We start from the raw sequence: 17,864 nt of genomic DNA, 5'->3' as shown, positions 1-17,864 counted from the left end.
GCGCCTCCTTATTTGACTTTGTCACTTTCGTGGTTGATGATTTTGCTGAGGAATTGTTGGGCACGAGGTTCGCTTGGATTGTCGAAAAAGTCATCAACATCTGTTGTATCCACCAACACTTCTCCGTCAGCCATAAAGATGATGCGGTCAGCGACTTCACGGGCAAAGCCCATTTCATGGGTAACGACAATCATATTCATACCATCGTGGGCCAATTTTTGCATAACTGCCAGAACATCACCGATGGTTTCAGGGTCAAGGGCAGATGTTGGTTCATCAAAGAGAAGGAGTTCCGGATGCATAGCGAGTCCACGAGCAATGGCGATTCGTTGTTTTTGTCCACCAGACAGCATGGCTGGATAAGAATCTTTCTTGTCCCACATATTTACAAATTCCAGATATTTTTGGGCTGTTTTTTCAGCTTCTTTTTTATCAATTCCTAGAACTTTTATGGGTGCAAGTGTTACGTTTTCTAACACTGTTTTATGCGGATAGAGGTTAAAATGCTGGAAAACCATGCCGACTTCCTTGCGAAGAGGAACTAAATCTTTCTGGCTGGCACCAGCAACTTGGTGACCATTTACTAGAAGACTTCCTTTGTCTACAGCCTCCAAACCATTGATGGTACGGATAAGAGTGGATTTTCCAGAACCAGATGGACCTAGAAGGACAACGACTTGTCCTTTTTCAAAACGGAGATTGATGTCGCGGAGTGCGTGGTAGTCTCCGTAATATTTTTCGACGTGTTCAAATTCTACTAAAGCCATAAGGAATCTCCTTTGTGTTAGATTTTATAACATGATTCTACACCAAAAGATTTGTCTTGTCAAATCATATCTTAAAAATTCACTAAAATTTTATAAAAAAGCAATCCGGATAGAGAAAAAGCCTAAATCGTGTTATAATGAAGCAATAGAATTCTTAGAAAGAGTGGATGTCTTTTTGATAACACCTACTTATGAATGGCAGTTTGCCCCGCAGGTAGAAGATGCGGATTTTACAAAAATAGCCAAGAAGGCTGGACTGGGTCCTGAGGTGGCTCGGTTATTATTTGAGAGAGGGATTCAGGACCAAGAAAGTCTGAAGAAGTTTTTAGAACCTTCCTTGGAGAATTTGCATGACCCTTATCTGCTCCATGATATGGACAAGGTAGTGGCTCGTATTCGTCAGGCCATTGAAGAAGGGGAAAATATTCTCATCTATGGAGATTACGATGCGGATGGAATGACTTCGGCTTCTATTGTTAAGGAAAGTTTGGAACAGCTTGGTGCCGAGTGCCGGGTTTATCTGCCTAATCGTTTTACCGACGGTTATGGACCTAATGCCAGTGTTTACAAATATTTTATCGAGCAAGAAGGGATTTCCTTGATTGTGACGGTGGATAATGGGGTTGCTGGTCACGAAGCCATTGAATTGGCCCAGTCGATGGGAGTGGATGTCATTGTGACTGACCATCATTCTATGTCTGAAACCCTGCCTGATGCCTATGCTATCGTTCACCCTGAACATCCAGATGCGGACTATCCTTTCAAATATTTGGCTGGTTGTGGAGTTGCTTTCAAGTTGGCTTGTGCACTTTTGGAAGAAGTACAAGTGGAATTGCTTGATTTGGTTGCTATTGGTACCATTGCTGATATGGTTAGTTTGACAGATGAGAACCGTATCTTGGTTCAGTATGGGTTGGAAATGTTGGGACACACTCAGCGCATTGGTCTACAAGAAATGATGGATATGGCTGGGATTGCTGCCAATGAAGTGACAGAAGAGACAGTTGGTTTCCAGATTGCCCCTCGTTTGAATGCCTTGGGGCGCTTGGATGATCCTAATCCTGCCATTGATTTGCTGACTGGCTTTGATGATGAGGAGGCGCACGAGATTGCCCTTATGATTCACCAGAAAAATGAAGAGCGCAAGGAAATAGTTCAGTCTATCTATGAAGAAGCTAAGACCATGGTGGACCCTGAGAAGAAGGTTCAAGTCTTGGCCAAGGAAGGCTGGAATCCTGGGGTTCTAGGAATCGTGGCTGGTCGTTTGCTGGAAAAACTAGGACAGACAGTCATCGTTCTCAATATAGAAGACGGTCGTGCCAAGGGTAGTGCTCGTAGTGTGGAAGCGGTCGATATTTTTGAGGCTCTGGATCCTCATCGAGACCTCTTCATCGCCTTTGGCGGTCATGCTGGTGCGGCTGGCATGACGCTGGAAGTTGAGAAACTCTCAGATTTATCTCAGGTCTTGGAAGATTATGTCCGTGAAAAAGGCGCAGATGCTGGTGGCAAGAACAAGTTAAATTTAGATGAAGAACTGGATTTGGAGACTTTGAGTCTTGAAACAGTCAAGAACTTTGAACGTTTGGCACCTTTTGGAATGGATAATCAGAAACCTGTCTTTTATATAAAGGATTTTCAGGTCGAAAGTGCCCGTACTATGGGGGCAGGCAATGCTCATCTCAAGTTGAAAATTTCCAAAGGTGAGGCGAGTTTTGAAGTGGTGGCCTTCGGACAAGGCAGGTGGGCAACAGAATTTGCTCAAACCAAGAATTTAGAGTTGGCAGTCAAATTGTCTGTCAACCAATGGAATGGCCAAACTGCCCTCCAATTGATGATGGTGGATGCGCGTGTAGAGGGTGTTCAACTTTTTAACATCCGTGGGAAGAATGCAGTCTTGCCAGAAGGGGTTCCAGTCTTGGATTTTGCTGGAGAATTACCGAGTCTAGTAAATAGTGAAGCTGTTGTCGTAAAAACCATTCCAGAGGATATTACTCAGCTGAAGACCATTTTTCAGAAACAGAATTTTTCCGCTGTCTATTTCAAAAATGATATTGACAAGGCCTACTATCTGACAGGCTATGGGACTAGAGAGCAGTTTGCCAAATTGTACAAGACTATCTACCAGTTTCCAGAGTTTGATATTCGCTACAAGCTCAAGGATTTGGCTGCTTATCTCAATATCCAACAAATCTTGCTGGTTAAGATGATTCAAGTATTTGAAGAACTAGGCTTTGTGACGATCAAAGATGGGGTTATGACAGTCAATAAAGAAGCGCCAAAGAGAGAAATCGGAGAAAGTCAGATTTACCAAAATCTCAAACAAACCGTCAAAGACCAAGAAATGATGGCGCTGGGTACCGTGCAAGAAATTTATGACTTTTTAATGGAAAAAGAGTAGATCATAGGAAAGAGTTGGGAAACCAGCTCTTTTTTGAAAACAAATCTTCATTTTGAAAATCATCAAAAAAATGGTATAATGGTAGGAAAAGATTCGGCTAACAGTAATAGTGCTTTTAGAATAAGAGGGTAAGCAACCCTATAATCAAGATAAACTAAGATTTTGGAGGAAAAATGAGTAATATTAGTTTAACAACACTTGGTGGTGTACGTGAAAATGGGAAAAATATGTACATTGCTGAAATTGGAGAGTCCATTTTTGTTTTGAATGCAGGGTTAAAATATCCCGAAAATGAACAATTAGGGGTCGATGTGGTGATTCCAAAGATGGACTACCTTTTTGAAAATAAAGATCGAATTGCTGGGGTATTTTTAACTCACGGACATGCAGATGCTATTGGTGCTCTGCCTTATCTCTTGGCTGAAGCCAAGGTACCTGTATTTGGCTCTGAGTTGACCATTGAGTTGGCAAAACTCTTTGTCAAAGGAAATGACGCAGTCAAGAAATTTAATGATTTTCATGTTATTGATGAAGATACGGAGATTGATTTTGGTGGGACAGTGGTTTCCTTCTTCCCTACGACTTACTCCGTTCCAGAGAGCCTGGGAATTGTCTTGAAGACAGCTGAAGGGAGCATCGTTTATACAGGTGACTTCAAATTTGACCAGACAGCTAGTGAATCCTATGCGACAGACTTCGCTCGTTTGGCAGAAATCGGTCGTGACGGCGTCCTGGCTCTCCTCAGTGATTCGGCCAATGCGGACAGCAATATTCAGGTGGCTAGTGAAAGTGAAGTTAGAGATGAAATTACCCAAACCATTGCTGACTGGGAAGGTCGTATCATCGTTGCAGCTGTTTCCAGTAACCTTTCTCGTATCCAGCAGATTTTTGACGCTGCGGATAAAACAGGTCGACGTATCGTCTTGACAGGATTTGATATTGAAAATATCGTCCGCACAGCGATTCGTCTCAAGAAGTTGTCTTTAGCCAACGAAATTCTCTTGATTAAGCCGAAAGATATGTCTCGCTTTGAAGACCATGAGTTGATTATTCTTGAGACAGGTCGTATGGGTGAACCTATCAATGGACTTCGTAAGATGTCGATTGGTCGCCATCGTTATGTAGAAATCAAGGATGGGGACCTGGTCTATATTGCTACGGCTCCGTCTATTGCTAAAGAAGCCTTCGTTGCGCGTGTGGAAAATATGATTTATCAGGCAGGAGGGGTTGTCAAATTGATTACCCAAAGTTTACATGTATCAGGGCACGGAAATGCGCGTGATTTGCAGTTGATGATCAATCTCTTGCAACCTAAGTATCTCTTCCCAATTCAAGGGGAATACCGCGAGTTGGATGCCCATGCTAAGGCTGCTATGGCAGTAGGTATGTTGCCAGAACGCATTTTCATCCCTAAAAAGGGAACCAGCATGGCTTATGAGAATGGAGACTTTGTCCCAGCTGGAGCAGTTTCGGCAGGGGATGTCTTGATTGACGGGAATGCCATAGGTGATGTTGGAAATGTGGTTCTTCGTGACCGTAAGGTCTTGTCAGAGGATGGCATTTTCATCGTCGCAATTACAGTTAACCGACGTGAGAAGAAAATTGTAGCTAAGGCTCGTGTTCACACGCGTGGATTTGTTTATCTCAAGAAGAGTCGCGATATTCTCCGTGAAAGTTCAGAATTGATTAACCAAACGGTAGAAGACTATCTTCAAGGAGATGACTTTGACTGGGCAGATCTTAAAGGGAAGGTTCGGGATAATCTGACCAAGTATCTCTTTGACCAAACCAAGCGTCGTCCAGCTATTTTACCAGTGGTGATGGAAGCGAAATAATCTTTGAAATAAACAGAGAGAAAGCCGAGTTTTGGCTTTTCTTATCGGAAAATAGAAGGAGCAAATCATGGCAGTAATGAAAATTGAGTATTACTCACAAGTTTTGGATATGGAGTGGGGAGTGAATGTTCTTTACCCCGATGCCAATCGAGTGGAAGAACCAGAGTGTGAAGATATTCCCGTCTTGTACCTTTTGCACGGGATGTCTGGTAATCATAATAGTTGGCTCAAGAGAACCAATGTAGAACGCTTACTTCGAGGAACCAATCTCATCGTTGTTATGCCCAATACCAGCAACGGTTGGTATACCGATACCCAATATGGTTTTGACTACTACACGGCTCTAGCAGAGGAATTACCACAGGTTTTAAAACGCTTCTTCCCTAACATGACTAGCAAGCGTGAAAAGACCTTTATCGCTGGTCTCTCTATGGGAGGCTACGGCTGCTTTAAACTGGCTCTTGCTACAAATCGTTTTTCTCATGCAGCTAGTTTTTCAGGTGCCCTTAGTTTTCAAGATTTTTCTCCTGAAAGCCAAGATTTGGGAACGCCAGCTTATTGGAGAGGTATTTTTGGGGAGATTAAAGATTGGACAGCTAGCCCCTATTCTCTTGAAAGTCTGGCTAAAAAATCGGACAAAAAGACCAAGCTCTGGGCTTGGTGTGGCGAGCAGGATTTCTTGTATGAAGCTAATAATCTCGCAGTGAAAAATCTCAAAAAACTTGGATTTGATGTGACCTATAGCCATAGCGCTGGAACTCACGAATGGTACTACTGGGAAAAACAATTGGAACGGTTCTTAGCAACCCTGCCAATCGATTTCAAATTAGAAGAGAGATTGACTTAGTTTGAACTTCAGCATAGGGGGAGTAGAACTAAAATAAAATATGTTTTCACTAGACTTTTCAAGCGAAAGTAGTAGAATAGTAATAAGATACTGGAGGAAAGAGAGTAGGAAATGTACCGTTATCAAATTGGCATTCCCGCATTAGAATATGATCAGTTTGTCAAAGACCATGAATTAGCCAATGTATTACAAAGTAGTGCTTGGGAAGAAGTGAAGTCTGACTGGGAACATGAGAAGTTTGGTGTTTACAGGGAAGAAAAATTACTGGCGACAGCTAGTATTTTGATTAGAACTCTTCCGCTAGGCTATAAAATGTTTTACATCCCAAGAGGACCTATATTGGATTATGGGGATACGGAACTTTTGAGTTTTGTCATTCAGTCCATTAAGTCTTATGCTCGCAGTAAGAGAGCGGTTTTTGTGACTTTCGATCCAAGTATTTGTCTATCTCAACATTTGGTTAATCAAGATAAAACAGAATATCCTGAAAAACTTTCTATTGTTGAGATTTTAGGGCAATTAGGAGTGAAGTGGTCTGGGCGGACAACCGAAATGGATGACACCATTCAGCCTCGTATTCAGGCGAAAATATATAAAGAAAATTTTGAAGAAGATAAACTTTCTAAATCAACAAAACAGGCTATTCGAACAGCACGGAATAAGGGGGTAGAGATTCAATTTGGCGGAACTGAATTATTGGAGTCTTTTTCCTTTTTGATGAAAAAAACCGAGAAGCGGAAAGAGATTCATTTGAGGAATGAAGCCTATTATAAAAAATTGTTAGATAATTTTAAGGACAAGGCCTACATCACCTTGGCAACCTTGGATGTCTCTAAACGTTCGCAAGAATTAGAAGAACAGTTGGCGAAAAATAGAGCCTTGGAAGAGACCTTTACTGAGTCGACTCGCACTTCAAAAGTAGAAGCGCAGAAGAAGGAAAAAGAACGTTTGTTAGAGGAATTGACTTTCCTGCAGGAATATATAGATGCAGGTCAAGCGAGAGTTCCCTTAGCGGCTACTTTGAGTTTGGAATTTGGTACTACCTCTGTCAATCTATATGCTGGTATGGATGATGATTTTAAACGTTACAATGCACCAATTTTAACTTGGTATGAAACGGCTCGCTATGCCTTTGAGCGAGGTATGGTCTGGCAAAATTTAGGTGGTGTTGAAAACTCTCTCAATGGTGGACTGTATCATTTTAAGGAAAAATTTAATCCAACGATTGAAGAATACTTGGGTGAATTTACAATGCCTACCCATCCTCTCTATCCTCTGTTAAGACTTGCTCTTGATTTCCGTAAAACATTAAGAAAAAAACATAGAAAGTAAGTATATGGTACTAACAACACTCACGAAAGAAGAGTTTCAGACTTATTCTGATCAGGTTTCTTCTCGTTCCTTTATGCAATCTGTCCAGATGGGGGACTTGTTAGAAAAAAGAGGGGCTCGAATTGTTTATCTTGCTTTGAAACAAGAAGGAGAAATTCAAGTTGCAGCTCTGGTTTATAGCTTGCCCATGCTGGGTGGTCTGCATATGGAGCTCAATTCGGGGCCGATTTATACCCAACAAGATGCCCTTCCAGTTTTTTATGCGGAGTTAAAAGAATATGCCAAGCAAAATGGTGTATTAGAGTTGCTTGTAAAACCTTATGAAACTTATCAAACTTTTGATAGCCAAGGTAATCCAATAGATGCTGAGAAAAAAAGTATGATTCAAGGTTTGACTGATTTAGGTTATCAATTTGATGGATTGACGACAGGGTATCCAGGTGGAGAACCAGATTGGTTATACTATAAAGATTTGACTGAATTAACTGAAAAGAATTTGCTTAAAAGTTTTAGTAAAAAAGGGAAACCCTTGGTGAAAAAGGCTGAAACCTTTGGCATTCGGTTGAAAAAGTTAAAACGTGAAGAACTATCGATTTTTAAGAACATCACAAAAGAAACCTCTGAACGTAGAGAATATAGTGATAAAAGTTTAGAATATTATGAGCACTTTTATGATTCTTTTGGAGAACAAGCTGAGTTTCTCATAGCAAGCTTGAATTTTTCGGACTATATGAGCAAATTGCAAGGTGAGCAAAGTAAACTAGAAGAAGTCTTGGACAAGTTGCGACTTGATTTGAGTAAAAATCCTCATTCTGAGAAAAAACAAAATCAACTGAGAGAATACTCTAGTCAATTTGAAACGTTTGAAGTTCGAAAAGCAGAAGCGCGAGACTTGATTGAAAAATATGGAGAAGAAGATATTGTTTTAGCTGGGAGTTTATTTGTCTATATGCCTCAGGAAACGACTTACCTCTTTAGTGGTTCCTACACTGAGTTTAATAAATTCTATGCCCCTGCACTGCTTCAAAAATATGTTATGTTGGAAAGTATAAAACGTGGAATACCTAAATACAACTTCCTAGGCATTCAAGGGATTTTTGATGGTAGTGATGGTGTTTTGCGTTTTAAACAAAATTTTAATGGCTATATTGTACGCAAAGCGGGTACTTTCCGTTATCATCCATCGCCTTTAAAATACAAAACTATTCAGTTATTCAAAAAAATATTAGGACGTTAATACTCTTCGAAAATCTCTTCAAACCACGTCAGCTCTATCTGCAACCTCAAAACAGTGTTTTGAGCAGTCTGCGGCTAGCTTCCTAGTTTGGCTCTTTGATTTTCATTGAGTATAAGATGAAAAAGTCAGTATTTAGTTTTCTTTCAGCTTCTTTTAGTAAAATAGACTTTATTTACTAGAAAGGTGGAAGGATATGCGCTGGCTTTTTCGTTTGATAGGGGCTTTCTTTTCTTTTGTTTGGCGTTTGTTTTGGCGTCTGGTTTGGATAGTTGTGCTCTTATGTGTGCTTGCTTTCGGATTTCTCTGGTATCTGAACGGGGATTTTCAAGGGGCGCTAAAGCAAGCAGAACGGTCAGTAAAGATTGGTCAACAAAGTATCGACCAATGGGAAAGAACAGGGCAACTGCCTAAGTTGAACCAGACAGATAGCCATCAACACTCTGAAGGAAGATGGCCACAGGCTTCTGCTCGTATTTACTTGAATCCCCAGATGGATTCACGCTTTCAAGAAGCTTATTTAGAAGCAATCCAGAATTGGAATCAAACTGGTGCTTTTAACTTTGAAATTGTCGCTGAGTCCAGCAAGGCGGATACCTTGGCTACTGAGATGAACGACGGAAACACTCCTGTGGCAGGAGAGGCTGAAAGTCAGACCAATCTCTTGACAGGACAATTCTTATCTGTCACGGTACGGTTGAATCATTATTATTTGTCCAATCCTAACTATGGCTATTCCTATGAGCGTATTGTCCATACGGCAGAACATGAGTTGGGTCATGCGATTGGCTTGGACCATACAGATGAGAAGTCTGTCATGCAACCAGCAGGTTCTTTTTATGGTATCCAGGAAGAGGATGTTGCAAACCTCCGAAAAATATATGAGACTAGTGAGTAGGGAACAATCTTTCCCTACTTTTTTGCTATAATGGAATTATGAACAACTTGATTAAATCAAAACTAGAGCTCTTGCCGACCAGCCCTGGTTGCTACATTCACAAGGATAAAAACGGCACCATTATCTATGTAGGAAAGGCTAAAAATCTGCGTAACCGCGTGAGATCTTATTTCCGTGGGAGTCACGATACCAAGACAGAGGCCTTGGTGTCTGAAATTGTGGATTTTGAATTTATCGTTACGGAGTCTAATATTGAGGCACTTCTCCTAGAAATCAACCTAATCAAGGAAAACAAGCCCAAGTACAATATCATGCTCAAGGATGACAAGTCCTATCCTTTCATCAAAATCACCAACGAGCGCTATCCTCGTTTGATTATTACCCGTCAGGTCAAAAAGGACGGTGGTCTCTACTTTGGGCCTTATCCAGATGTGGGGGCAGCCAATGAAATCAAGCGACTGCTGGATCGAATTTTCCCTTTTCGCAAGTGTACAAACCCACCGTCTAAGGTCTGTTTTTATTACCATATCGGTCAATGCATGGCTCACACTATCTGTAAGAAGGATGAGTCCTATTTCAAGTCTATGGCTCAGGAGGTTTCTGACTTCTTAAAAGGGCAGGATGACAAAATCATTGATGACCTCAAGGGCAAAATGTCAGCGGCAGCCCAGACTATGGAATTTGAACGTGCGGCGGAATACCGTGACCTAATTCAGGCCATTGGAACACTTCGAACCAAGCAACGGGTCATGGCTAAGGATCTCCAAAATCGGGATGTCTTTGGCTACTATGTGGACAAGGGTTGGATGTGTGTTCAGGTTTTCTTTGTCCGTCAGGGCAAGCTTATCGAGCGCGATGTCAATCTCTTCCCCTACTTCAATGATCCAGATGAGGATTTCTTGACCTATGTGGGACAGTTCTATCAAGAAAAATCTCACCTGGTTCCCAATGAGGTACTGATTCCGCAGGATATTGACCAAGAAGCCGTTAAAGCCTTAGTGGATTCCAAGATTCTCAAACCCCAGCGTGGAGAGAAAAAACAGCTGGTCAATCTAGCCATAAAAAATGCCCGTGTTAGTCTGGAGCAGAAGTTCAATCTGCTAGAAAAATCAGTCGAAAAGACCCAAGGAGCTATTGAAAATCTAGGACGCTTGCTCCAAATCCCGACACCAGTCCGCATCGAATCCTTTGATAACTCCAATATCATGGGAACCAGTCCTGTTTCAGCCATGGTGGTCTTTGTCAACGGCAAACCAAGTAAGAAGGATTATCGTAAGTACAAGATAAAAACGGTTGTCGGTCCAGACGATTATGCCAGCATGAGAGAGGTCATTCGCAGGCGTTATGGTCGAGTTCAACGTGACGGCTTGACTCCGCCAGATTTGATTGTGATTGATGGGGGGCAAGGTCAGGTCAATATCGCCAAGCAAGTCATCCAAGAGGAGCTAGGCTTGGATATTCCAATTGCAGGTCTGCAAAAGAATGACAAGCACCAAACCCATGAATTGCTCTTTGGAGATCCGCTTGAGGTGGTGGAGTTGTCTCGCAATTCTCAAGAATTTTTCCTCCTCCAACGCATCCAAGATGAGGTCCACCGCTTTGCCATTACTTTCCACCGTCAACTGCGCTCCAAAAATTCTTTTTCATCACAATTGGATGGCATTGAAGGGCTGGGACCTAAACGCAAGCAAAATCTCATGAAGCATTTCAAGTCTCTGACCAAAATCAAGGAAGCCAGTGTGGATGAGATTGTCGAAGTTGGGGTGCCAAGAGCCGTTGCAGAGGCTGTGCAGAGGAAGTTGAACCCGCAGGAAGAAGTGGAGTTGACCCAAGTAGCGGAAGAAAGAGTAGATTATCAAACGGAAGGAAATCACAATGAAACATAAAATCGCAATTTTATCAGATATTCATGGCAATACAACTGCCTTAGAAGCAGTGATTGCAGATGCTAAAAATCAAGGAGTCAGTGAATACTGGCTTCTGGGAGATATTTTTCTTCCTGGTCCCGGTGCGAATGACTTGGTCGCCCTGCTAAAGGACCTTCCTATCACAGCCAGTGTTCGAGGCAATTGGGATGATCGTGTCCTTGAGGCCTTGGATGGCGAATATGGTTTGGAACATCCGAAAGAAATCCAGTCAATGCGCATGACCCAGTTTTTGATGGAGCGAATGGATCCTGCAACGATTGTCTGGCTACGAAGCTTGCCTTTGCTGGAAAAGAAAGAAGTTGAGGGACTACGCTTTTCTATCTCTCATAATTTACCTGACAAAAACTATGGTGGGGACCTACTGGTTGGGAATGATACAGAAAAATTTGACCAACTGCTAGATGCGGAAACCGACGTGGCAGTCTATGGTCATGTTCACAAGCAGTTGCTTCGTTATGGCAGTCAAGGGCAACAAATCATCAATCCAGGGTCGATTGGCATGCCCTATTTTAATTGGGAGGCGTTAAAAAATCACCGTGCCCAGTATGCCGTGATAGAAATTGAAGATGGGGAATTGGTCAATATCCAATTTCGTAAAGTCGCTTATGATTACGAGGCTGAGTTAGAATTGGCCAAGTCCAAGGGACTTCCCTTTATCGAAATGTATGAAGAGCTACGAAGAGAAGACAACTATCAGGGACACAATCTGGAACTCTTAGCCAGCTTAATAGAAAAGCATGGGTATGTAAAGGATGTGAAAGATTTTTTTGATTTTTTGTAAGAGTTTCCTAAAATAAGCAATGCAAACTAAAAAAGCGCTTGGCTAGTCCAATCGCTTTTAGTCTATCTTACTGTAACTGAGATTTATCTGGAAGATAAGAACCACCTAGATAGGTATTGCTAAGTTTTTCAAGGGTTCCATCTTGATAGAGTTCTTTGAGCGCTTTATCAAATTTCTCTTTAAACTCTTTTTGGTCGCTTGAGAAAACGATATAGTTGTTGGGGCTATCGGCAGAAGGTAAATCAACGACCGAGAGGTCTAAGCCACGGTCCTTGATAATCTTTTGAACGGATACCTTGTCAAAGACTAGGAAATCAAACTCTCCGTTAGAGAGGTCTAGGATTCGTTTGCCGATATCTTCACCAGAAAAAACGATAGTAGCGGGATTGTCAGTGTGTTTCTGATTCCAGTTATTGATGAATTGAGCGTTTGAAGTTCCGGTATCCTCTTGAGTTGTTTTGCCAGCGATTTGATCAAGTGAAGTCAAAGGATTTTTCTTGTTGCTGACAAGGACGAGGGGATTGTTTGAAATTGGAAATGAGTAGAGGTATTTTTCAGCACGTTCTTTTGTATAACTCAAGTTATTAGCTGCAGCCTGATAGTGACCAGAATCAAGTCCTGGGAAGATACTCTCCCAGGCAGTTCTTTCGAATTGAATCTCGTAGTCGCTGAGTTTTTCATCCACTGCTTTTAGGACTTCGATATCGAAGCCTGTCAGATTGCCCTTGTCTTCGTAGTCAAATGGCGGCACATCACCAGCTGTAGCAACGACGATTGTCTTTTGGGAGTTAGTCTCTTTAGGTGTAGCTTGATTTCCACAGGCAACCAAAAATGGTAGGATGGCTAGTAATAGGCTAAATTTTTTCATAATGTCTCCATTCAAATGTAAAGTTATCTGCTAGTTTATCAGAAACTTTCCCGATGAACCAATATATATTTTTTATGGCTGTAATAAAAAATCTTAATCATGAAAAATCCCTGCAAGCTCTTTCAAATTATGGTAGAATGGAAGCAGTAGAATTAGAAAAGGAAATCGATTATGAAATTTCTTGAATTAAATAAAAAACGTCATGCGACCAAGCATTTCACTGATAAGCCAGTGGATCCTAAAGATGTGCGTACGGCTATCGAAATTGCAACCTTGGCTCCAAGTGCCCACAATAGCCAGCCTTGGAAATTTGTGGTCGTTCGTGAGAAAAATGCTGAATTGGCAAAGTTGGCTTACGGTTCCAACTTTGAGCAGGTATCATCAGCGCCTGTAACTATTGCCCTCTTTACAGACACAGATTTAGCTAAACGTGCTCGTAAGATTGCCCGAGTTGGTGGTGCTAACAATTTCTCAGAAGAACAACTTCAATACTTCATGAAAAATTTGCCAGCTGAATTTGCACGCTACAATGAACAACAAGTTAGTGACTACCTAGCCCTCAATGCAGGTTTGGTTGCTATGAACTTGATTCTCGCTCTTACAGACCAAGGAATCGGATCAAATATGATTCTTGGATTTGACAAATCAAAAGTCAACGAAGTTTTGGACATTGAAGACCGTTTCCGCCCAGAACTCTTGATTACGGTAGGTTACACAGATGAAAAATTGGAACCAAGCTACCGCTTGCCAGTAGATGAAATCATCGAGAAAAGATAGAAGGAAGATAATATGACAGCAATTAATTTTACAGCAGAAGTAGAAAAACGCAAAGAAGACCTCTTGGCTGACTTGTTTAGCCTTTTGGAAATCAACTCTGAACGTGATGATAGCAAGGCAGATGCCCAGCATCCATTTGGGCCTGGTCCAGTAAAAGCCTTGGAGAAATTCCTTGAAATCGCAGACCGTGATGGCTATCCAACTAAGAATGTTGATAACTATGCAGGACATTTCGAGTTTGGTGATGGAGAAGAAGTTCTCGGAATCTTTGCCCACATGGACGTGGTGCCAGCTGGTAGCGGTTGGGACACAGACCCATACACACCAACTATCAAAGACGGTCGCCTCTATGCGCGTGGTGCTTCAGACGATAAGGGTCCTACAACAGCTTGTTACTATGGCTTGAAAATCATCAAAGAATTGGGCCTTCCAACTTCTAAAAAAGTTCGCTTCATCGTCGGAACAGACGAAGAATCAGGCTGGGCAGACATGGACTACTACTTCGAGCACGTAGGACTTGCCAAACCAGACTTCGGTTTCTCTCCAGACGCTGAATTCCCTATCATCAATGGTGAAAAAGGAAATATCACTGAATACCTCCACTTTGCAGGTGAAAATGCAGGCGCTGCTCGTCTTCATAGCTTCACAGGTGGTTTGCGTGAAAATATGGTGCCTGAATCAGCAACAGCCGTTGTTTCAGGTGATTTGACTGACTTGCAAGCTAAACTAGATGCCTTTGTTGCAGAACACAAACTCAGAGGAGAAATTCAAGAAGAAGCTGGCCAATACAGGGTGACCATCATTGGTAAATCAGCCCACGGTGCTATGCCTGCTTCAGGTGTCAATGGTGCGACTTACCTAGCCCTCTTCCTCAGCCAGTTTGACTTTGCTGGTCCAGCAAAAGACTACCTTGATATCGCTGGTAAGATTCTTTTGAACGACCATGAAGGTGAAAATCTCAAGATTGCCCATGTGGATGAAAAGATGGGTGCCCTTTCTATGAATGCCGGTGTCTTCCGCTTTGATGAAACAAGCGCTGATAATACCATTGCCCTTAACATCCGCTATCCAAAAGGAACAAGTCCAGAACAAATCAAGTCAATTCTTGAAAACTTGCCAGTTGCTTCTGTTAGCCTTTCTGAACACGGTCATACCCCTCACTATGTGCCAATGGAAGATCCACTTGTACAAACCTTGTTGAATGTTTATGAAAAACAAACTGGTCTTAAAGGTCACGAGCAAGTCATCGGTGGTGGAACTTTTGGTCGCTTGCTAGAACGAGGTGTTGCCTATGGAGCCATGTTCCCAGACTCAATTGACACCATGCACCAAGCCAATGAATTTATCGCCTTGGATGATCTCTTCCGAGCAGCAGCAATCTATGCCGAAGCTATTTACGAATTGATCAAATAAAACGATAGAAGTCTGAGATTGTATGCTTAGACTTCTTTTTGGAGGAAAAGTAGATGTCTCAAATTGAAAGAATCAAGCAGGCTATTATGTCAGATCCACAAAATGCCAGCTATACAGAGCGTGGCATTGAGCCTCTCTTTGCAGCGCCAAAGACTGCTCGCATCAATATCATCGGTCAAGCGCCTGGTCTTAAAACCCAAGAAGCAGGCCTTTACTGGAAAGATAAGAGTGGTGACCGCCTGAGAGACTGGCTAGGTGTGGATGAAGATACCTTTTACAATTCAGGATATTTTGCTGTTCTGCCTATGGATTTCTACTTTCCAGGGCATGGAAAATCAGGTGACCTGCCACCGAGAACTGGCTTTGCAGAAAAATGGCATCCACAGCTCTTGCAAGAATTACCAGATATTCAATTGACCCTCTTGATTGGCCAATATGCCCAAGCCTACTATTTGCAGGAGAAAGTCAGTGGCAAGGTAACAGAACGAGTAAAACATTACCAGAACTACTTGCCAACCTATTTTCCACTAGTTCACCCCTCACCGCGAAATCAAATCTGGATGGCTAAAAATCCTTGGTTTGAGTCAGAAGTGGTGCCAGATTTGAAAAAAAGAATTAAAACCATTTTATAGTCAATGAAAATCAAAGAGCAAACTAGGAAGCTAGCCGCAAGCTGCTCAAAGTACTGCTTTGAGGTTGTGGATGGAACTGACGAAGTCAGCTCAAAACACAGTTTTGAGGTTGTGGATGGAACTGACGAAGTCAGCTCAAAACACAGTTTTGAGGTTGTGGATGGAACTGACGAAGTCAGCTCAAAACACAGTTTTGAGGTTGTGGATAGAACTGACGAAGTCAGCTCAAAACACAGTTTTGAGGTTGTGGATAGAACTGACGAAGTCAGTAACCATACCTACGGTAAGGCAACGCTGACGTGGTTTGAAGAGATTTTCGAAGAGTATTAGGAGAAAAAGAATGAAAGAAATAACCTTTGACGCATTTTACCAGCTTTACCAAAATGACCAACTTTCTCTAGTGGACGTGAGAGAAGTGGATGAGTTTGAAGCTCTTCACTTAGAAGGTGCTCAGAATCTTCCTCTGAGTCAATTGGCTGATACCTATGATCAGTTGGACAAGGACCAGTTACATTATGTTATTTGCAAATCTGGAATGAGATCGGCGCGTGCTTGTCAATTTCTAGCTGAACAGGGTTATGAAGTTATCAATGTTCAGGGTGGCATGTTAGCCTTTGAAGAACTTTAAAATTTTGCATTTCTCCTACTTGGTGTGGACTGGGTAGGAGAATTTTATTTTTAGGCTCTTTGTCAACTGTAGTGGGTTGAAGAAAAGCTAAGCTCGAGAAAGGACAAATTTCGTCCTTTCTTTTTTGATATTCAGAGCGATAAAAATCCGTTTTTTGAAGTTTTCAAAGTTCCGAAATCCAAAGGCATTGCGCTTGATAAGTTTGATGAGATTATTGGTGGCTTCCAGTTTGGCGTTGGAATAGGGTAGTTGAAGGGCGTTGGCAATTTTCTCTTTATCCTTGAGGAAGGTTTTAAAGACAGTCTGAAAAAGAGGATGAACCTGCTTTAGATTGTCCTCAATGAGCCCGAAAAATTTATCCGGTTCCTTATTCTGAAAGTGAAAAAGCAAGAGTTGATAGAGATGGTAGTGATGTTTCAAGTCTTCTGAATAGCTCAAAAGCTTGTCTAGAATTTCTTTATTCGTCAAGTGCATGCGAAAAGTAGGGCGATAAAAACGTTTATAGCTGAGTTTCCGACTATCTTGTTGGATGAGTTTCCAGTAGCGTTTGATAGCCTTGTATTCATGGGATTTTCGATGAAACTGATTCATGATTTGGACACGCATACGACTCATAGCACGGCTCATGTGTTGGACAATACGGAAACGATCCAACACGATTTTAGCGTTTGGAAAAAGCTGTTTAGCCAAGTCATAGTAGGGGTTAAACATATCCATAGTAATGATTTTCACCTGACAACGAACGGCTCTATCGTAGCGCAGAAAGTGATTTCGGATGATAGCTTGTGTTCTCCCCTCAAGAACAGTGATGATATTGAGCTTGTCAAAATCTTGCGCAATAAAGCTCATCTTTCCCTTTGTAAAGGCGTACTCGTCCCAGGACATAATCTCAGGGAGGTAAGAAAAATCAGACTTAAAACGGAAATCATTGAGCTTACGAATGACAGTTGAAGTTGAAATAGCCAGCTGATGAGCAATATCGGTCATAGAAGACTTTTCAATCAATTTTTGCGCAATTTTTTGGTTGATAATACGAGGGATTTGGTGATTTTTCTTGACGAGAGAGGTTTCGGCGACCATCATTTTTGAACAGTGATAGCACTTGAATCGACGCTTTCTAAGGAGAATTCTAGTAGGCATACCAGTCGTTTCAAGATAAGGAATTTTAGAAGGTTTTTGAAAATCATATTTCTTCATTTGACTTCCGCACTCAGGGCAAGATGGGGCCTCACAATCTAGTTTAGCAATGATTTCTTTGTGGGTATCCATATTAACAACATCCATAATTTGGATATTAGGGTCTTTAATGTCTAGTAATTTTGTGATAAAATGTAATTGTTCCATATGATTCTTTCTAATGAGTTGTTTTGTCGCTTTTCATTATAGGTCATATGGGACTTTTTTTCTACAACAAAATAGGCTCCATAATATCTATAGGGGATTTACCCACTACAAATATTATAGAGCCTATTTTTAGACAATTCTCATTTTTGAGAATCTTGAAAACATTCAATATTTACTTCGTG

The 17,864-nt window shown here is 41.6% G+C and carries 16 protein-coding genes; 13 read left to right on the top strand and 3 right to left on the bottom strand.

Going from position 1 to position 17,864, the window contains the following annotated elements; genetic code table 11:
- Positions 1 to 8: 8 nt before the first annotated feature.
- Positions 9 to 767 (bottom strand): amino acid ABC transporter ATP-binding protein, encoded by a 759-nt coding sequence (locus tag AC6I9F_RS07585; RefSeq protein WP_001229569.1) that lies wholly within the window; start codon positions 765 to 767, stop codon positions 9 to 11.
- Positions 768 to 942: 175 nt separating this feature from the next.
- On the opposite strand from AC6I9F_RS07585, the gene recJ reads away from it, so the two are divergent.
- The 8 genes from recJ (at position 943) to AC6I9F_RS07545 (ending at position 12,020) form a co-directional block, all read left to right on the top strand.
- Positions 943 to 3,165: a single-stranded-DNA-specific exonuclease RecJ gene (recJ, locus tag AC6I9F_RS07580; protein WP_164226844.1), complete on the top strand. Its 2,223-nt coding sequence runs from the start codon at positions 943 to 945 to the stop codon at positions 3,163 to 3,165.
- A 173-nt stretch (positions 3,166 to 3,338) separates the two neighbouring features.
- Complete coding sequence (locus AC6I9F_RS07575; RefSeq protein WP_000065626.1) at positions 3,339 to 5,000, top strand: ribonuclease J; 1,662 nt, start codon at positions 3,339 to 3,341, stop codon at positions 4,998 to 5,000.
- A 67-nt stretch (positions 5,001 to 5,067) separates the two neighbouring features.
- The gene (locus AC6I9F_RS07570) at positions 5,068 to 5,847 is read left to right on the top strand and encodes an alpha/beta hydrolase (protein ID WP_050307302.1); all 780 of its coding nucleotides are present in this window, start codon (positions 5,068 to 5,070) and stop codon (positions 5,845 to 5,847) included.
- 111 nt (positions 5,848 to 5,958) lie between these two features.
- Entirely contained in the window at positions 5,959 to 7,179 is a 1,221-nt protein-coding gene (gene murM / locus AC6I9F_RS07565) for a peptidoglycan bridge formation alanyltransferase MurM (RefSeq protein WP_498021451.1), read from the top strand.
- A 4-nt stretch (positions 7,180 to 7,183) separates the two neighbouring features.
- Entirely contained in the window at positions 7,184 to 8,416 is a 1,233-nt protein-coding gene (gene murN, locus AC6I9F_RS07560) for a peptidoglycan bridge formation alanyltransferase MurN (RefSeq protein ID WP_196312418.1), read from the top strand.
- A gap of 193 nt (positions 8,417 to 8,609) precedes the next feature.
- Positions 8,610 to 9,311 carry a M57 family metalloprotease gene (locus tag AC6I9F_RS07555; RefSeq protein ID WP_173234568.1) on the top strand — a complete coding sequence of 234 codons (702 nt, stop codon included), beginning with the start codon at positions 8,610 to 8,612 and terminating at the stop codon, positions 9,309 to 9,311.
- 38 nt (positions 9,312 to 9,349) lie between these two features.
- A complete protein-coding gene (gene uvrC / locus AC6I9F_RS07550; protein ID WP_498021448.1) occupies positions 9,350 to 11,197 on the top strand; it encodes an excinuclease ABC subunit UvrC in 1,848 nt (615 codons plus the stop codon).
- Entirely contained in the window at positions 11,187 to 12,020 is an 834-nt protein-coding gene (locus AC6I9F_RS07545; RefSeq protein ID WP_498021446.1) for a metallophosphoesterase family protein, read from the top strand. Before uvrC ends, AC6I9F_RS07545 begins: the two co-directional genes overlap by 11 nt.
- A gap of 67 nt (positions 12,021 to 12,087) precedes the next feature.
- On the opposite strand, the gene AC6I9F_RS07540 is transcribed toward AC6I9F_RS07545, so the two are convergent.
- Positions 12,088 to 12,888: an amino acid ABC transporter substrate-binding protein gene (locus AC6I9F_RS07540; RefSeq protein ID WP_498021444.1), complete on the bottom strand. Its 801-nt coding sequence runs from the start codon at positions 12,886 to 12,888 to the stop codon at positions 12,088 to 12,090.
- 171 nt (positions 12,889 to 13,059) lie between these two features.
- Here AC6I9F_RS07540 and AC6I9F_RS07535 point away from each other — a divergent pair, with 171 nt between their 5' ends.
- The 5 genes from AC6I9F_RS07535 to AC6I9F_RS07515 are packed head-to-tail and all read left to right on the top strand — an operon-like array spanning position 13,060 to position 16,338.
- On the top strand, positions 13,060 to 13,665 hold the full coding sequence (locus AC6I9F_RS07535; RefSeq protein ID WP_000670160.1) for a nitroreductase family protein: 606 nt from the start codon (positions 13,060 to 13,062) through the stop codon (positions 13,663 to 13,665).
- 12 nt (positions 13,666 to 13,677) lie between these two features.
- On the top strand, positions 13,678 to 15,078 hold the full coding sequence (pepV, locus tag AC6I9F_RS07530) for a dipeptidase PepV (protein WP_498021441.1): 1,401 nt from the start codon (positions 13,678 to 13,680) through the stop codon (positions 15,076 to 15,078).
- 53 nt (positions 15,079 to 15,131) lie between these two features.
- Positions 15,132 to 15,710: a uracil-DNA glycosylase family protein gene (locus AC6I9F_RS07525; protein WP_164226835.1), complete on the top strand. Its 579-nt coding sequence runs from the start codon at positions 15,132 to 15,134 to the stop codon at positions 15,708 to 15,710.
- Between the two features lie 3 nt (positions 15,711 to 15,713).
- Complete coding sequence (locus AC6I9F_RS07520; RefSeq protein ID WP_498021440.1) at positions 15,714 to 16,040, top strand: hypothetical protein; 327 nt, start codon at positions 15,714 to 15,716, stop codon at positions 16,038 to 16,040.
- Between the two features lie 10 nt (positions 16,041 to 16,050).
- A complete protein-coding gene (locus AC6I9F_RS07515; protein ID WP_125410107.1) occupies positions 16,051 to 16,338 on the top strand; it encodes a rhodanese-like domain-containing protein in 288 nt (95 codons plus the stop codon).
- Positions 16,339 to 16,425: 87 nt separating this feature from the next.
- On the opposite strand, the gene AC6I9F_RS07510 is transcribed toward AC6I9F_RS07515, so the two are convergent.
- A complete protein-coding gene (locus tag AC6I9F_RS07510) occupies positions 16,426 to 17,682 on the bottom strand; it encodes an ISL3 family transposase (RefSeq protein WP_498021438.1) in 1,257 nt (418 codons plus the stop codon).
- Positions 17,683 to 17,864: the final 182 nt, after the last annotated feature.

The sequence above is a fragment of the Streptococcus nakanonensis genome (genome assembly GCF_059738785.1).
The sequence above is the reverse complement of the archived record's forward strand: the minus strand, read 5'-3'. Positions and strand labels throughout refer to the sequence as shown.

What these genes read in the sequence shown, in the direction of transcription:
- AC6I9F_RS07585 (WP_001229569.1), bottom strand. Translation starts at nt 767, where the DNA reads ATGGCTTTAGTAGAATTTGAACACGTCGAAAAATATTACGGAGACTAC.
- AC6I9F_RS07575 (WP_000065626.1), top strand. Translation starts at nt 3,339, where the DNA reads ATGAGTAATATTAGTTTAACAACACTTGGTGGTGTACGTGAAAATGGG.
- AC6I9F_RS07570 (WP_050307302.1), top strand. Translation starts at nt 5,068, where the DNA reads ATGGCAGTAATGAAAATTGAGTATTACTCACAAGTTTTGGATATGGAG.
- murM (WP_498021451.1), top strand. Translation starts at nt 5,959, where the DNA reads ATGTACCGTTATCAAATTGGCATTCCCGCATTAGAATATGATCAGTTT.
- murN (WP_196312418.1), top strand. Translation starts at nt 7,184, where the DNA reads ATGGTACTAACAACACTCACGAAAGAAGAGTTTCAGACTTATTCTGAT.
- AC6I9F_RS07555 (WP_173234568.1), top strand. Translation starts at nt 8,610, where the DNA reads ATGCGCTGGCTTTTTCGTTTGATAGGGGCTTTCTTTTCTTTTGTTTGG.
- uvrC (WP_498021448.1), top strand. Translation starts at nt 9,350, where the DNA reads ATGAACAACTTGATTAAATCAAAACTAGAGCTCTTGCCGACCAGCCCT.
- AC6I9F_RS07545 (WP_498021446.1), top strand. Translation starts at nt 11,187, where the DNA reads ATGAAACATAAAATCGCAATTTTATCAGATATTCATGGCAATACAACT.
- AC6I9F_RS07540 (WP_498021444.1), bottom strand. Translation starts at nt 12,888, where the DNA reads ATGAAAAAATTTAGCCTATTACTAGCCATCCTACCATTTTTGGTTGCC.
- AC6I9F_RS07535 (WP_000670160.1), top strand. Translation starts at nt 13,060, where the DNA reads ATGAAATTTCTTGAATTAAATAAAAAACGTCATGCGACCAAGCATTTC.
- pepV (WP_498021441.1), top strand. Translation starts at nt 13,678, where the DNA reads ATGACAGCAATTAATTTTACAGCAGAAGTAGAAAAACGCAAAGAAGAC.
- AC6I9F_RS07525 (WP_164226835.1), top strand. Translation starts at nt 15,132, where the DNA reads ATGTCTCAAATTGAAAGAATCAAGCAGGCTATTATGTCAGATCCACAA.
- AC6I9F_RS07520 (WP_498021440.1), top strand. Translation starts at nt 15,714, where the DNA reads ATGAAAATCAAAGAGCAAACTAGGAAGCTAGCCGCAAGCTGCTCAAAG.
- AC6I9F_RS07515 (WP_125410107.1), top strand. Translation starts at nt 16,051, where the DNA reads ATGAAAGAAATAACCTTTGACGCATTTTACCAGCTTTACCAAAATGAC.
- AC6I9F_RS07510 (WP_498021438.1), bottom strand. Translation starts at nt 17,682, where the DNA reads ATGGAACAATTACATTTTATCACAAAATTACTAGACATTAAAGACCCT.